This window comes from Actinoplanes teichomyceticus ATCC 31121 (assembly GCF_003711105.1).
Classification (GTDB): domain Bacteria; phylum Actinomycetota; class Actinomycetes; order Mycobacteriales; family Micromonosporaceae; genus Actinoplanes; species Actinoplanes teichomyceticus.
The window spans coordinates 5,679,170-5,694,318 of record NZ_CP023865.1; the positions used below are offsets into that span (position 1 = coordinate 5,679,170).

At 74.8% G+C, this 15,149-nt stretch carries 9 protein-coding genes; 6 read left to right on the forward strand and 3 right to left on the reverse strand.

What is annotated here, in order from left to right:
* Nucleotides 1-124: 124 nt before the first annotated feature.
* Nucleotides 125-2,830 (forward strand): ATP-binding protein, encoded by a 2,706-nt coding sequence (locus tag ACTEI_RS24905; protein ID WP_122979876.1) that lies wholly within the window; start codon nt 125-127, stop codon nt 2,828-2,830.
* A gap of 231 nt (nt 2,831-3,061) precedes the next feature.
* On the forward strand, nt 3,062-4,234 hold the full coding sequence (locus ACTEI_RS24910) for an outer membrane protein assembly factor BamB family protein (protein WP_122979877.1): 1,173 nt from the start codon (nt 3,062-3,064) through the stop codon (nt 4,232-4,234).
* Nucleotides 4,235-4,261: 27 nt separating this feature from the next.
* Here ACTEI_RS24910 and ACTEI_RS24915 read toward each other — a convergent pair whose 3' ends face one another.
* Complete coding sequence (locus tag ACTEI_RS24915) at nt 4,262-6,574, reverse strand: glycoside hydrolase family 9 protein (RefSeq protein WP_122979878.1); 2,313 nt, start codon at nt 6,572-6,574, stop codon at nt 4,262-4,264.
* A 297-nt stretch (nt 6,575-6,871) separates the two neighbouring features.
* On the opposite strand from ACTEI_RS24915, the gene ACTEI_RS39045 reads away from it, so the two are divergent.
* Nucleotides 6,872-8,098, forward strand: coding sequence for a vanadium-dependent haloperoxidase (locus tag ACTEI_RS39045; RefSeq protein WP_122979879.1), 1,227 nt, complete (start codon nt 6,872-6,874; stop codon nt 8,096-8,098).
* A 297-nt stretch (nt 8,099-8,395) separates the two neighbouring features.
* On the opposite strand, the gene ACTEI_RS24930 is transcribed toward ACTEI_RS39045, so the two are convergent.
* Nucleotides 8,396-9,793: a 4Fe-4S binding protein gene (locus ACTEI_RS24930; RefSeq protein ID WP_122979881.1), complete on the reverse strand. Its 1,398-nt coding sequence runs from the start codon at nt 9,791-9,793 to the stop codon at nt 8,396-8,398.
* A gap of 15 nt (nt 9,794-9,808) precedes the next feature.
* On the reverse strand, nt 9,809-10,378 hold the full coding sequence (locus tag ACTEI_RS24935) for a hypothetical protein (RefSeq protein ID WP_145830932.1): 570 nt from the start codon (nt 10,376-10,378) through the stop codon (nt 9,809-9,811).
* Between the two features lie 516 nt (nt 10,379-10,894).
* On the opposite strand from ACTEI_RS24935, the gene ACTEI_RS24940 reads away from it, so the two are divergent.
* The 3 genes from ACTEI_RS24940 (at nt 10,895) to ACTEI_RS24950 (ending at nt 15,083) form a co-directional block, all read left to right on the forward strand.
* Entirely contained in the window at nt 10,895-12,364 is a 1,470-nt protein-coding gene (locus tag ACTEI_RS24940) for a choice-of-anchor M domain-containing protein (RefSeq protein WP_122979883.1), read from the forward strand.
* A 71-nt stretch (nt 12,365-12,435) separates the two neighbouring features.
* Nucleotides 12,436-13,485, forward strand: coding sequence for a WxL protein peptidoglycan domain-containing protein (locus ACTEI_RS24945; protein WP_122979884.1), 1,050 nt, complete (start codon nt 12,436-12,438; stop codon nt 13,483-13,485).
* A complete protein-coding gene (locus tag ACTEI_RS24950) occupies nt 13,482-15,083 on the forward strand; it encodes a TIGR03773 family transporter-associated surface protein (protein ID WP_122979885.1) in 1,602 nt (533 codons plus the stop codon). Before ACTEI_RS24945 ends, ACTEI_RS24950 begins: the two co-directional genes overlap by 4 nt.
* Nucleotides 15,084-15,149 lie beyond the last annotated feature (66 nt).

Here is a 15,149-nt window from a genome sequence, read left to right on the forward strand (position 1 = left end):
TCACCCGCGCTGGCCCGGCGTCCCGCCCGGGCGCCGGGCCGCGTCACGCCCGGTGGGGTCAGCTTCGCGGCCGATCGGCCGATCAGATCCGGTGGGGACCGGCTGACGGCGGGAGGCGATCGCGGTGGCCGAACGGGGTTCCGGTGCGCGTACGGTGATCGGTCTGACCACGGCCGTCGCGCTGACCGGCATCGCGTTGTCGGCCGGGGCCGCCACGGCACTGACCCGGCAGCAGGACCGGGCCGCCGAACAGCAGCTGGACCGGCAGGCGCGGCAGGCCCGGGAGGCGGTCGCCGCCGAGTGCGGCCGCTACGTCGATGCGCTGCGCACCACGGCCGCGGCCGCCGGGGCGTTCAACGAGCTGACCGCGGACAAGTTCACCGGCATCACCGCGCCACTGGCCTTGACCGGGCTGGCCGGGGTCACCTCGGTGGCGTTCATCGTGCCCACCCCGGCGTCCGGGATCCCGGCGGTGCAGGCGTCCTGGCGCGCCCGCGGCGCCACCGGCCTGGTCCTGCGCCCGGTGGGGACCGCCGCGGAGCACCTCTTCTCGGTGTTCACCACCGCACTGGACGGCTCGCCCGCCCCACGCGCCGGGATCGACCTCTCGCAGGCGCGCGCGCCGACCGCGGCGCTGAACGAGGCGCGGCGCAGCGGCCAGCCGACGGCGTCGGACGCGTACCAGCTGCTGGCCGACGCGCACCTGCCGGCGAACCGCCGGCAGATGTCGTTCGTCCTGGCCGCACCGGTGTACGGCCGGGCCGCCAGCCCCGGCGGCCGGACGTTCCGCGGGTGGGTGCTGATGGGGCTGCGCGGCCAGAGCTTCGCCGCGGCCACTCTGCAGCGGGCCTCCCAGCAGCTGATGGACATTCACCTGCTCGCCTTCAACAGCAACCAGGAGCAGGTCTCGGTGGCGACCCTCACCGCGCCGGTCGAGGGCGAGCGGGACCTGCGCCGGGACCTGAGCGTCCCGGTCGCCGAACGCCGGTGGCAGCTGCACATCACCGCACGCGCCGAGCGCCTGCCCGGCGCCGACAGCCACCTGCCGGCCACGGTGGGCGTCGGCGGGACCGCCCTGAGCCTGCTGATGGCCGCCCTGGTCGCCGTGCTGGCCACCGGCCGGCGGCGCGCCCAGGCGCAGATCGTGGCCGCGACCGCCGGGCTGGCTGCCGCCGAGACCACCGCCCGCAAGCAGGCCGATCTGCTGGACGCGGTGCTCAACAGCATCAGCGACGGCGTCAGCGTGGTCGACGAGCGCGGCGAGTTCATCCTGTACAACCCGGCCGCCAAGGCGATCCTCGGCCTCGACTCCGACCGCGGCGGCGTGGCCAACTGGCAGAAGCGCTACGGCATGTTCCGGCCCGACGGGACCAGCCCGTTCCCGGTCGCCGAGATGCCGCTGGTCCGGGCGCTGGCCGGCGAGTCCATCACCGCGGTGGAGATGGTGATCCGTAACGCCGGGCAGCCCGACGGTGTCACGATCAGCGTGTCGGCGAGGCCGCTCGACAGCGGCGGGGCCATCGGCGCCGTCGCGGTCTTCCATGACATCACCCACCACAAGGCCGCCCAGGCGCAGCTCGCGGCGAACGCCGAGGCGCTGCGCCAGGAGCTCGCCTGGCGCCAGGCCACCGAGATGGAGCTGCGCCAGACCCGCGACGACCTGGCCAGCCAGCAGGCCTACCTGACGCAGGTGCTGGACGCGCTGGAACCCACGGTGATCACCTGCGACACCGACGGGGTGATCGTGCACGCCAACCACGCCGCCCGCCTCGCCGGCGCCACCACCGACCGGCCGACGACCGTCGCCGAGCGGGCCGCCGCCCTCGACTTCCGGCACCCCGACGGCGCCCCGGTCACCCTGGCGGAGCTGCCCCTGCTGCGGTCGCTGCGCGGCGAGCAGGTCGACCGGATGGAGGTGGTGGCCCACGGCCCGGACGGCTCCGCCCACGTGACGCTGATCCACAGCCGGCCGCTGCGACACGCCGACGGACACATCACCGGCGCGGTGGCCTCCATCTACGACATCACCGAGCTGCGCGAGCGGGAGAACGAGCTGCGGGCGTTCGCCGGCGTCGTCGCGCACGACCTCAAGTCGCCGCTGAGCGCGATCGCCGGGTACGCCGAGCTCCTCGACGACGAGCTGGGCGACGAGCCGGGCCCGGCACACCTGCGGCCCATGCTGGGCCGGATCCGCGCGAGCGTGGAGCGGATGCGCACCCTCATCGAGGACCTGCTGGCCTACGCCACCGCCCGCGACGCCGCGCTGGACCCGCAGCCGGTCGACCTCAACGCGGTGGTCGCCGCCGTCCTCACCGAACGCACCGCGCACCTGCGCAGCACCAGCGGCGACACCGGCGCCCCGTTCCCCGACATCTACACCGGCCCGCTGCCCGTCGTGCAGGCCGATCCCGGGATGGTCCGGCAGCTGTTCGACAACCTCATCGGCAACGCCCTCAAGTACACCGCGCCCGGGCAGCCCGCCCGGATCGACATCTCCGCGACCCGGCGCGACGACCGGCTGTGGACCGTCCAGATCGCCGACCGCGGGATCGGCATCCCGGCCGAGGACCAGCCGCACATCTTCACGTCGTTCCACCGCGCCGCCGCGCACAAGGGCTACCAGGGCACCGGGCTGGGCCTGGCGATCTGCGAACGGATCGTCACCCGCCACGGCGGTACCATCACCGCCAGCGACAACCCCGGCGGCGGCACCCGGATCCGGTTCACCCTTCCCGGCGAGCACCCGGCGCCCGAGGCCACCCCGCCCGCCGCACCGGAGCATCCGCAGTCGCACCCGACCCGGCCCGCCGGTCGCCTCCGGGGCGAGTGACCGGCGGCCCGGATCAGGCCCAGTGACCGGCGGGCCGGGTCGCGCCGAGTGACCGGCGGGCCGGGTCGCGCCGAGCGATCGGCCGGGCCGGGTCCGGCCGTGTGAGCGGCCGTGGCGGAGTCCGGAGCACCGGCCCGGCCGCGGTGCCGGTATCAGTTCCCGCCCATAAAGGGCGTCCCGCCCGACCGGGATGCATAGGTTACGAGCGTCCGCACCCGAACGGAGGCCCACGTGCCGGCTCGTACCCCCGCCGCCGTCCTGTCCCTGCTGCTCGCCGTGGGCGCGGCAGCCGCCCCGGCCGCCGCGGCGCCGGCGCCGCCGGCCTGGGAGCATCCCGGGTACGACGCCGGGGACAGCTATCACAACCCGCACGAGTCCGCGATCACCGCGACCAGCATCGGGCGGCTGGTCCGGAAATGGTCGGTGCGACTGCGGCCGGCGACCGCGGAGACCTGCTCGAAGCCGTCGGCCCCGGTGCTGCGGGACGGCACCGCCTTCGTCACCGACCACCGCGGGGTCGCCGCCTATGCGGCCGGGACCGGCAAGGCGGTCTGGGACTTCGACTGGGACGAGCCGTCGGAGAACTTCGCTCCCCGGCTCGCCCTCTCCGATCACCTGCTCGTCGGGGTCAGCACCGACTGCCAGTCGACGAGCAACCCGCACGGCCGGGTGACCGTGTGGGCGGACGGCAAGCTGCGGTGGACCCTGCCCTTGGACGGTGTCGACCAGGCGGTCGTGGACCGCGGCGTCGTGGTGATCGCGCAGCACGACGCGGCGTCCGGCTTCGCCGACATCTCCGCCTACCGCGTCTTCGACGGGCGACGCCTGTGGTACCGGGAGCGGGCCGGGACCGCCGGGGTCTCGGCCGGCGGAACACTGCTGGTGTTCCAGCTCGGCCCGGACGACACGCCATCCGGCGAGAGCTCGGCCGTCGACGTGGAGACCGGCCGCACCCTCTGGACCCGGAAGCAGACCTGGTACGTCCAGGCCGCCGGCCCGGCCGCCGACCGCTTCTACGCCGTCGACGGCACCGGCGCGCTGGCCGCCGTCGCGCGCGCCGACGGCCGGGTCGTCTGGCGTACGCCCATCGAGGCCGGCGCCGACGTCCGGTCCGGCTGGCGCGACGATCTGCTCGCGGCCGACCGGGACCGCGTCTACCGGGCCCACGACCGTACGGTCGAGGCGCTCGACGCCGCGACCGGCAGGCGGCTCTGGAGCACCCGGCTCCCGGCCGGCGCCCGGCAGCCGGTCGTGGCCGGCGGGCTGGTGTACACCGGTGGCGCCGTGCTGAAGGCGGCCGACGGCGAACCGGTGGGGCGTTCGTTGGCCGGTGCGGTGGTGGTCACCGGCGGCCGGCTCTACCAGGTCGACCGCGACGTGCTCACCGCGTACGCGCCGGCGTAGCGGCGCGTACGCGGAGCCGGTGACCGGTCACGCCCGGGCGCAGGTCATGCCGTTGAGGGTGAAGGCGGTCGGCGGCTGGTTGGCGCCGGTGTAGGTGCCGTTGAAGCCCGCGCTCGCCGAGCCGCCGGGCGCGACCGCGCCGTTCCACGCCTGGCTGGTCGCGGTGACCTGCGCGCCGGTCTGGGTCCAGGTCGCCGACCAGCCCTGCCCGATCTTCTGGCCGCCGGGGAACGTGAAGGTCAGGTTCCACGACGTCCAGGGCGCGGTGCCGGTGTTGGCGACGGTGACCGTCCCGGTGAAGCCGCCGCCCCAGTCGCTGGTCGTGTAGCTCACCCGGCAGCCGGCGGTGGGCGTCGACGGCGACGGCGACACCGACGGCGACACCGAGGCCGACGGGGACGGGTCGGGCGACGTGCTGGGCGAGGTGGACGGCGACGGCGAGGCGGCGTCCGGCTCGCGGCCCCAGATCAGCCTGCCGGCCTCGTACAGCGGGACGTTGCGGTTGACCGCGGTCCCGGCCAGGTACGACGGGTCGTTCGACGCATCCCACGTGCCGCCGTCGGCCACGCCCACCTTGAACTGCACCTCCATCCGGTGTGCCGACTGACCGGCCGGCGCGATCCGGTGCCCGGCGCAGTTCACCTCGACATACCACAGATCGCCGGAGACCTGCCGGGCCGCCGACGGCGCCGGGCAGCCCTGCGTGTAGCCGGGCGTCACCTGGATCGCCGCGGTGCCCTCGCGGCGGAAGTAGTACCGGTAGGACGCGCTGGTCAGCGCCCGCGCCGGGTACGCCGACCTGTTGTAGATCATCACCTTGAGAGCGGTGTCCCGAGGCCCGTCCTGCATCACCGTGGTCTCCACGGTGATCTCGTCCAGGTCCGGCTTCTCCGGCTGCGGGAAACCGGCCAGCGGGCTGCCGCCGTACTCCCGGTGGAGCCGGGCGACCGCCGAGGTGAAGCCGGCGTTGTAGTCGGTGGCCACCTCGTTGCGCACGTAGTCGCTGCGCTGGTCGGTGTAGGCGTCGTCGGGCGCGGACGGGCCGCCGACCAGCGCGCCGTACAGCACGTGCCGGGTCTCGGCGGGCACGGTCATGTTGTCCCACCAGGAGCCGTGCGCCGTACGGTGATGCGGGTTCTTCGGCGCGTTGGCGCCGAAGCCGACCAGGTAGCTGGATCTGCGCGGGTTGTCGCCCAGCGCGTAGTCGATCTGCCGGACGGCGAAGTCGTGGTAGCGGGCCTTGCGCGTGGCGTCGGCGGTGTGGTCGCTGTAGACCAGCGCCACGAACGCGGTGTTGGCGGCGTAGCGCAGCGATCCCCAGCTGTCCAGCACCGCCTCGCCGCCCGGGGAGTAGCGCACCTTCTCGCCGTTGACCCCGACGGTCCACCAGTCCAGCCAGCGGTTCGCGTCGTCGATGTACTTCTGCTTGCCGGTCAGGTTGGCCAGCAGCACGTACGCGCCGAACTGCTTGTTGTCCCAGGCGATGGTCCACTTGTAGGAGCGGGTCGAGGTCTGCGGCTCGGTGCCGAGCGCGTCGTACTCGCTCTCCGCCTTGCTCAGGTACGCGGTGTCGCCGGTCGCCCGGTACAGCCAGATCGCGCCCCACACCAGCTCGTCCTGGTAGCCGCTCCAGGACTTGTAGTACGCGGCCGCGTCGGTGATGCAGTCGCTGTACGCCTTCCGCACGGTGTCGGCGAACGTGTAGAGCTGGCGCGCGTGGGTGAGTAGCTGGTCGGCGTACGCCGGATCGGTGGGCCGGAACACGATGGAGCTGGCCGCCATCGCCGCCGCCGTCTCCCCGGCCAGGTCGGAGCCGCCGCAGCTGGCGTCGATCCGGTACGCCGGGCGGGCCATCGGCATCACCTCGGCCGGACCCCACCACTTGTGGTCGTCGTCGCCCCGGCCGACCTGCCCGTAGAGCACGTTGGCCGACGGGTGCGCCTTGATGAAGTAGTCGTTGGGCACCCGGAGGTTGTTCAGCAGCGAGGTCAGCTGCCCGGACGACGCGTACGCGTCACGGTACTCGACCGCGCCCCAGGCGAGCATGGTGGTGGTGAACGCCATCGGGAAGCCGAACTTCACGTGATCGCCGGCGTCGAACCAGCCGCCGCTGAGGTCCCGCCCGACGTCGGCGCCGTCGTCGACGGCCGCGTCGCCGCGCCACGACACCTGGCTCCACGACGGCTTCACGCCGGCGATCTGCGCCTGGTAGAAGAACATCGATTTCTGCAGGGCCTCGCCGTAGTTGAAGGCGCCCGCGGCGACCGCCGGGCGTTCGGCGAGCGGCAGCCCGGCGATCGTGACGGCGAGGGCGACGGCGGCGAGCAGGAGACGGCGCATGGGGTGCCCCTTCAAGGACGTTGGGAGCGCTCCCACCGATTGAACATCATCGTTTCCGGTTTGTGAAGCAGCCTTGAACGGACCGTGACGGCGCGGTCGGCGCGGAGGGCGGAACGGATCGGGCCCGACATGTCGGCCGGGCCGGACGGAACCGGCCGGACGACCCGGACGCGACGGATCATCGGCGCGATCCGGGAGGAAACACTCGATACAGTCCCATCACGGCTATTGACCGGCAGAACACGCCGATGCACGCTCCAATAGCCCTAGTTATCCTATCGGTTCAAGGGGTCATCCATGCCTGTCCTCGCCACCGCCCGCTCGCGGGCCGGCGCCACCCTGCTCAGCGCCGTCACCATCGCGACGCTCGGCGCCGCCGCGCCGGCGGCAGCCCGGCCGGTCACCACGGACTCCGTCCTGGCCTGGTACGACACCACCGCTGCCGCCATCGCGGCCGGCGGCGCGCCCACCCAGATCACCAACAACCGCACCTGGGCCATCGCCTGGCTGGCCGCCGCCCGCGCGCAGGCCGGCGTCCCCTCGACCACCGGCCGGCGGGCCGCCCTGGCCGGCGCGGTGCACCAGACCCTCGTCACCCTGCTTCCCGGCCAGCAGACCGCGGCCGACGCCACGCTCGCCGCCGAGCTGGCGGCGCTGCCCGACCGGCCACCGGTCCGGGACGCGGTGACGGCCGGCCGCGCCGCCGCCCAGCGGCTGATCGCCGAGCGCACCGGGGACGGGCTCGACCCCGCCTCGGTGAACGTCGCCTTCCCGGTGCCGGCCGGCGCGCCCGGCATCTGGCAGCCGACACCGCCGCAGTTCGCCCCCGCCGCCCAGTACGGCAACCGGCTCGCCCGCCCGTTCGTGCTGCGGTCCGCCGACCAGTTCCGTCCGCCCGCGCCCCCGGCGCTCGACTCCGCGCGCTACGCGGCCGACCTGGCCGAGGTCAGGGCGTACGGCTCGGCGAGCAGCACGGTGCGCACCCAGGCGCAGACCGACACGGCCACCTTCTGGCTGGGCTCCTCGCTGACGCTGTACACCCCGATCCTGCGTGCCGCCGTCGAGCAGTCCCCCGGCTCGGTCCTGGACCGTACCCGGCTCGTGGCGCTGTTCCACGTCGCCGCCGTGGACACCCAGATCGCCACGTCCGACGCCAAGTACGCCTATCAGCGCTGGCGGCCGGTCACCGCGATCCTGGCCGGGGGCGACGCCACGTGGCTCCCGCTGCACACCACCCCGGCCCACCCGGACTACCCGAGCGGGCACAACACCTACTCCGGTTCGGCCGAGCGCGTACTCACCAGCCTGGTCGGGCCCCGCGCCCGCCGGCCGTACACGATCGGCAGCCCGACCGCCCCGGACGCGGAGCGCACCTACACCGACTGGCGCCAGCCCAGCCTGGAGAACGTCGACGCGCGCGTGTGGTCGGGCATCCACACCCGGGGCGCCGACCTCGCCGGCATCCGGCTCGGCGGCGACGTCGCCCGCTACGTGGTCAGCCACGCGCCGGCCGTGCTGAACTGACGGCGGCACGGACGTCGGCCGCGTCGACATCCGCCACCCGGAGGTCGGCGCCGGCCGGCACCCGGCCCGCGGTGGCGACCGGCCCGCCGGCCGGGCCCTGACCGCCCCCGTCGCGGCCCCGCCCGGACCGGTCCGGGCGGGGCCGCACGCCGTGGCCGGTGTCCACCGATCGCGGTGAAGCGGCGCGGTCCGCGGCCGTCGGCGACGAGGACCGAGCCACCGCCATCGCGGCGCGGCGATCAGCGGATCGAGCACCCCGGCCGCGGCCGGCGCGAACGCGGACACGCGGGGCTCCGGTCACATCCGCATGGCCATCGGCAGGGCGAACAGGGCCAGGTTGGCGGCCGCGAACACCACCACGACGGTCAGGAACGCGGTCGCGGTGCCCCGCGCCGCCGGGCCGGCGCCCCACCGTGCCCGGGCGATCCGGTGGACGGCGTAGGCCGAGCCGGCGATGCCCAGGGCCAGGACGGCGTACTGCAGCACCTGGATGGCGCCGGCGCCGAGCAGGGCCGCCGACCCGCCGGAACGCGGCCCGCCGAACGCGGCCACGGCGGTGTGGACCACCGACCCGCCCTCGGCCAGCAGGTGGAACAGGTTGTGCGCGATGTGCCCGGCCACGTCCAGCGGGATCAGCGCGTACCCGAACCGGGCGAAGTTTGCGGCGACGCTCTCGGCGTTGCGGCGCGCGGCGACGGCCGACGCCGCCCACAGCGCGGTGACCGGCGCGCCCACCGCGACGACGAAGGCCAGCGTGAAGACGACCGGGTAGCTGGTGATGCCGGTGGTCCGGTCGATCCAGCCCAGCACGTCCTGCCAGACCCGCAGCATGGTCAGGTTCTGGATCAGCACGATCCCCATGATCGCCATGGCCAGGAACGACGCCTCGATCTTCGGGTCGCGCACCGACCAGAGCTCCCGGCTGGGCGCGCGCGGAGTGATCCGGATGGCGTCGTTCGGGCAGTTCTTGACGCAGTTGGCGCACAGGTTGCAGTTCGCCGACGACTCCATGGCGCGGGGAAACTCGAACAGCGGGCAGGCCGGGGCCTTGTCGCCGCCGTTGAAGCACACCGCCCGGGCCGTGCAGGTCCGGCAGATGTCGGTGTTCGCCCGCAACTCCAGCGCGCCGACCTGGGCGTAGTTGCCGGACATGCCGCCGAGGAAGCACAGGTACCGGCAGAACGTGCGGCGCTGGAAGAACGCCCCGGACCCGACCACCGCGGTGATCAGCAGCAGGAGCAGCACTCCGGTGCCCCACGGGGACTCGACGATCCCCCAGATGTGGTCGGACCAGGTGATCAGGATGAACTGGGCGTCGATCAGCCAGATGCCGTACCGCTTCAAGAACCGCGGAACCGGGCGCTGCGCCCCCACCAGGCGCTGCACCACATCGGACAGCTTGCCGAACGGACAGACCGCGCACCAGAACCGGCCCACCGCGACGAAGACGATCGGGATCAGCGGCCACCACAGCACCCAGACCAGGGCGGTGCCGAAGTTGTCGTGCGCGGTCTGCGGGCCGGCCAGCAGCTGCCAGACGACGAGAGCGAAGACCGCGACGGCGATCCACTGGAACAGGCCCGGGTACCAGCGGCTGCGCAGCGCGCGGGCGACGAGCGGCCGGTCCAGCAGGTTGCGCGGCCGGGGCGGGTCCGGCTGCGGCCGGGCCGGGCGGGGCGGGGTGTCCAGGCTCATGAGGGCGCTTCCGGTTCAGGCGGCCCGGGCGGCCGGGCGGCGGGTCTCGGGGGCACGGCGGTCGCGGCGCCGCACGACGGCGGCGGCGAGAAGGATCGCGGCGTTGATCGCGGCGAAGACGGCGACCACCGCCGATCGGGTGGTGGCGGGCGTGCCCGGGCCGGCCGCGGCGGGACCGACCGGGTCGTGACCGCCGGCTCCGGACGTGTCGTGCGCGTGGCCGGCGGCGGGCACGGGACCGCTGCCTGCCGCCGGCGCGCCCGGCATGTCGTGCTCGTGCGTCCCCGGCATGTCGTGGGACGGCCCGGCGGTCGGCGCCGAAGCGCCGGCGGCCATGCCGGGCACCGCCGCCCTGTCGTGCCCGCCCGTCCCGGCCATGTCGTGACCGGCCATGTCGTGACCAGCCATGTCGTGACCGGCCATGTCGTGACCAGCCGTGTCGTGCGTGGTGGCGTGCTCGCGCGTCGCCGGGGCGGCGGCATGGTCGTGTGCGGTCGGGCCGGATCCGCCGCCGGCGCAGCCGGCCGCGGCGCCGAGCACCCCGATGACGCTCACCAGGGCCCACATCCGTACGTCGCGCCTCAAGTGATCCTCCATCGGTTACCGCGCCGGGGACTCCCTCACCCTCGGCCGCGATCCTGGAGGCCGGCTCGGCCGGATCATGAAGATTCGCTGTAGCCGGCCGCCGACGGTCCCGGCGGCACGGGCCGACCGGCTCGGCTCCCGCGCCGGCCCACCCCGGCCTCCACCACCGGCCCGCCGGACCGCGCGGCGCGTCACGACCACGGACCGGCCCACCCCTGCCCCGGCACCCGTCTCCGCCGCTGAGCCCGAGGCACCCGTCTTCGCCGCTGAGCCCGAGGCACCCGTCTTCGCCGCTGAGCCCGGGGGCACCCGTCTTCGCCGCAGAGCCCGAGGCACCCGTCTTCGCCGCTGAGCCCGAGGCGCCCGGGCGGTGCACCGCCGCCGCGGCTTCCCGGCGCTCCCGGCCGGGGTCCCGGCGTTCCCGGCCGGGGTCCCGCTCATCCGTACGTCGTGCTAGCGTCCCCATCCGAAAACGACATTCGTTTTCAATAACTGCCACTCGGAAAGGAGACGCTCGTGCAGAGGCCCCACAGACGCATCGCGTGCGCCGTCGCCGGTCTCACCCTGGCCACCGCCACCCTGGTCACCGCCTCCCCCGCACGGGCCGCGGAGGCGGTGGTGCTGTCCAAGGGCCACACCGACGCGGTCGACGTGCGTTACGAGGGCGGCGCGCTGAAGCTGAAGGTCAAGGACGACACGGTCAGCCCCTCGGTGGTACGCGACCCGGCCGACGTCACGTTCCACGTCCTGCCCGCCGCCGAGACGGCCGTGCCGGACCTGCCCGGCTTCGCGTTCCTCGGACCGGCCGGCAGCCGGATCTGGATGCTGCCCCAGGTCCAGGACCAGGCGCTGCTGTGGCCCGGGTGGAACACCACCGGCCTCGGCGCCGGCGTCCTCGCCGGGGACCGGGTGGCGATCAGCCTGGTCGGGGTGGACGGCCCCGGCGACGTGACGCTGTTCGACACCAACTCACTCGGCACGCCGAACGTCAAGTTCCGCAGCAGCGACGGCCTGCCGGACCGGCTCGACGTGCCGGTGCACACCCACGCGCACGCCGGTTGGGTGTTCTCCGCGCCGGGCGACTACACCCTCACGTTCCAGGCGGACGCCACCCTGGCCACCGGCGCCGCTGTCTCCACCGGCCCGGTGGCCTACCGGTTCGTCGTCGGCGACCGGCCGGGCGGCGGGACCGGCGTCAGCCTCGCCGTGTCCGGGATGGCCGACGGCGAGTACCAGCCCGGCGACACGGTGACGTTGCAGGCGGTGCAGACGCCGCGGGGAGCGCTGACCAGATACCAGTGGTTCGCCAAGCGGCCCGGCGACGCCGGCTACACGCCGATCGAGGGCGAGACCGGCGCGTCGTACAGCTTCACCGCGACACGTGCGCTGAACGGCACGGAATACCTGGTCAAGCTCTACGACGGCACGGCCGTGGCGGCCAGCAGCGAGCCGGTGTCGCTGTGGGTGGCGTTCCCCGAGGAGGGCAGTGGCGTGGCCAAGTCGGTGACCGCGACGATCAACGCGGCCGAGGGCGCGCTCGTGATCAGCGTGGATCCCGCCGACCGTACGGTGACGCTGCCGGCCGCCACGCTGTCCGCGACCGGTGACCGGTGGGAGAGCAACGGAACCCTCGATCCGGTCACGGTGACCGACACCCGCGCCGCCAGGCCGGGCTGGACAGCCTCCGGCCAGATCACCGGCGGGTTCCGCAGCGACGACGGCACGACCTTTTCCGGCAGCTATCTCGGCTGGACGCCCACCGTCGTCGAGCAGGGCACCGGGCAGGGCGTGGTGGCCGGGCCGGTCGCCGTCCCGTACGTCGCCGGCCGGCCGGGGACCGGGCTGGGCGACAGCGCGGCGCTGGCCTCCGCTCCGCCCGGCAAGGGACTGGGCACCGCACGGCTCGACGCGGCGCTCAAGCTCAGCGTGCCGACCGACACGCACGCCGGCACCTACACCGGCACCCTCACCCTGACCGCCATCTGATGACGTCGCGGGGCGGCGCCACCACCCCTGCCGCGCCGCCCCGCGACACCCGGCCGACGGAAGAACCCCTCATGCGTACCCGCATCGCCGCGGCCGTGCTGGCCGTCGCGGCCCTCGGGCCCGTGCCCGCGCAGGCCGCTCCCGGCAACGACTCGCTGACCTGGTCGGTCACCCCCGCGGGCCCCGAGGGCCCGAACGGCCGGCCGGCTCTGGACTACAAACTGGACCCCGGCGCGACCGTCACCGACCACGTCGCCGTCACCAACCACTCGACGCGCCCGCTGACCCTGCGCCTGTACGCCAGCGACGCGTTCACCACCCCGGCCGGCGGCTTCGACCTGCTCGCCGCGGGCACCGCGCCGACCGGCGCCGGCCGCTGGATCACCCTCGCCCGCCGCACCGTCACGCTGCCCGGGACATCCCGGGTTGTCGTCCCGTTCACCCTGGCCGTCCCGGCCGACGCCACGCCGGGCGACCACGCCGCCGGGGTGGTCGCCTCGCTGGCCGCCGGGGGCACGGGCGCCGACGGCAGTCGGGTCACCGTCGACCACCGGGTCGGCACCCGTGTCCACCTGCGGGTCACCGGGCCGCTGCGCCCGGCGCTGACCATCACGGAGGTACGGATCGGCACCGCCACGCCGTGGAACCCGCTGCGGCTGCCGCGGCTCACGGCCACCTTCACGATCCGCAACACCGGCAACGTACGCCTGGCCGGGCAGCCGTCGGCCCGGGTGCACGGCCCGCTCGGCCTCGGGAGCCGCGGCACGACCGGCCCGGCGGTGCCGGAGATCCTGCCGGGCGGCTCACTGCGTACGTCGATCCGCCTGGACGCGGTGCCGCCGCTGGTGCGTGACCGGGTGGAGCTCGCCGTGCGGCCGGTCACCGCGGACGGCCGCGCCATCGATCCGGCCCCCGTGCCCGCGCGGTGGCGCGGTCCGGTGTGGCTGGTCCCGTGGCCGCAGATCGTGGCGCTCGCCGCCGTCGCGGCGATCGTCGCGACCGTCCTGCTCGCCCGGCGCCGACGCCGGCGGTTGCTGCGCGAAGCGCTCGCCGCGGCCGAACGGCGCGGGCGCGAGCAGGCCCGGCTCACCCCCTCATCGACGGACCGGAGGATCTCATGACACGCCATCGCCGACCCGGGCTGCGCGCGACCGTCGCGACCGCCGCCGCATCGCTGATCGCCACGCTGCCCGCCGGCGCCCCGGCGTCCGCCGGCCCGCGGCGGCCGGACGTGGCCGGCGCGGACCTCATCTCGCTGACGGTGCACGCGGGCCGGCTGCGTATCGGGTTCCGCCAGTCCGGCCGGGCCGCCGGCACGGACCCGGCGGGGCTGCGGTTCACCGGTGACGCCGAGCCGGCCGGCCGGGTCCCCGACGACCCGGACTTCGCGTTCCTCGGCCCGCCCGGCACGCCGGTGTGGGCGCTGGCGGAGAGCGGGCACGGCCGGCCGGCGATCGACACGACGGCGGTGCCCGGCGGCGCGGTCACCCTGGAGCTGGTCTCGGTGGACGGTCCCGGCTCGTTCGCCGCGTACACCCTGTCGAACTGGGGGCGGCCGAGTCTGCTGCTCGACAGCGACGGCCGGACCAGCGCCCGGCTGCCGGCCGGACGCCGTACCGGCGGGCTCGCCTGGCTCTTCGACGCGGTCGGCGAGTACCGGGTGACGCTGCGGGCGACCGTGCGCGCCGGCTCACGGACGTTGCGGGACGAGGCGACGTACGTCGTCGAGGTTCCCGGGACGGCGCCGCCCGAGCCGGTTCCGGCCGCGCCGAGCCGCACGCCCGTGGCCGGCCCTTCGCCGGCGCGAGCCGCCGCGGCCCGGGCCCCGGTGGCCACCGCCACGGACATCACCGCCCCGGCGACGCCCGGGCCCGCCGCCGCGGCCCGGGCCGCCACCGGCAGGGCCGCGACCGAGCGCCGGGTGATCGCCGACGGGCACGTCGACATGGGCCCGCACCTGAGCGGCAGCGGGTTGACCATCCGGCTCAGGGACGACTCGACGACCCCGGCGACCTGGCGCGACCTCGCCGACGTGGTGCTCCGGGTGACCGACCGAGCGAAGATCCAGGTGCCGGCCGGGCCCGGGTACGCGTTTCTCGGCCGAGCCGGTGACCCGGTCTACCTGTTGCCGCAGTCGCAGCAGTCGGGCATCGTCTGGCCCGGCTGGAACACCCAGCACCCGTCGATGGTGGCCGGCACCCGGGGCGACGTCACCTGGCGGCTGCGCGCGGTGGACGGTCCGGGCGCCTTCAAGCTGTTCCTGACCGGCTCGTTCGGCACCCCCCAGGTCGTCTTCGACTCCGCGCGGAGCCTGCCGCAGCGGCTGAGCATCGCGCCGAACACCCACGCGCACGGCAACTGGGCGTTCACCCGGGCCGGCACCTACCGGCTGACCGTCGAGATGACCGCCACCACCACGGCCGGGAAGACCGTCTCGGACACCAGGACGCTGACCTTCGCCGTCGGCGACGGCACCGGCAGCGGCACCACCGGGACCGGCAGCGGCACCACCGGGACCGGCAGCGGCACCACCGGGACCGGCGGCAGCACCACCGGAACCGGCCACGGCGATGCCGTCGGCGGCGCCGGCGCCCTGGCCAGGACCGGCGCCGACGTCATGTCGGTCGGGGCCGCCGGGCTGCTGCTGCTGACCACCGGCGCGATCACGGTGGCGCTGACCCGGCGGCGCCGGAGGGAGCTGGGTCACCACTCCACATGAGATCTTCCTTATGGAAATGAAAACCATTATCGTCAGAGCGCCGGCTCCTCCGGGCCGGCTCGATCA

Excerpts from the sequence above, each read along its gene's own strand:
- ACTEI_RS24915 (WP_122979878.1), bottom strand. The coding sequence starts at position 6,574 with ATGCGCCGTCTCCTGCTCGCCGCCGTCGCCCTCGCCGTCACGATCGCC.
- ACTEI_RS39045 (WP_122979879.1), top strand. The coding sequence starts at position 6,872 with ATGCCTGTCCTCGCCACCGCCCGCTCGCGGGCCGGCGCCACCCTGCTC.
- ACTEI_RS24930 (WP_122979881.1), bottom strand. The coding sequence starts at position 9,793 with ATGAGCCTGGACACCCCGCCCCGCCCGGCCCGGCCGCAGCCGGACCCG.
- ACTEI_RS24945 (WP_122979884.1), top strand. The coding sequence starts at position 12,436 with ATGCGTACCCGCATCGCCGCGGCCGTGCTGGCCGTCGCGGCCCTCGGG.
- ACTEI_RS24950 (WP_122979885.1), top strand. The coding sequence starts at position 13,482 with ATGACACGCCATCGCCGACCCGGGCTGCGCGCGACCGTCGCGACCGCC.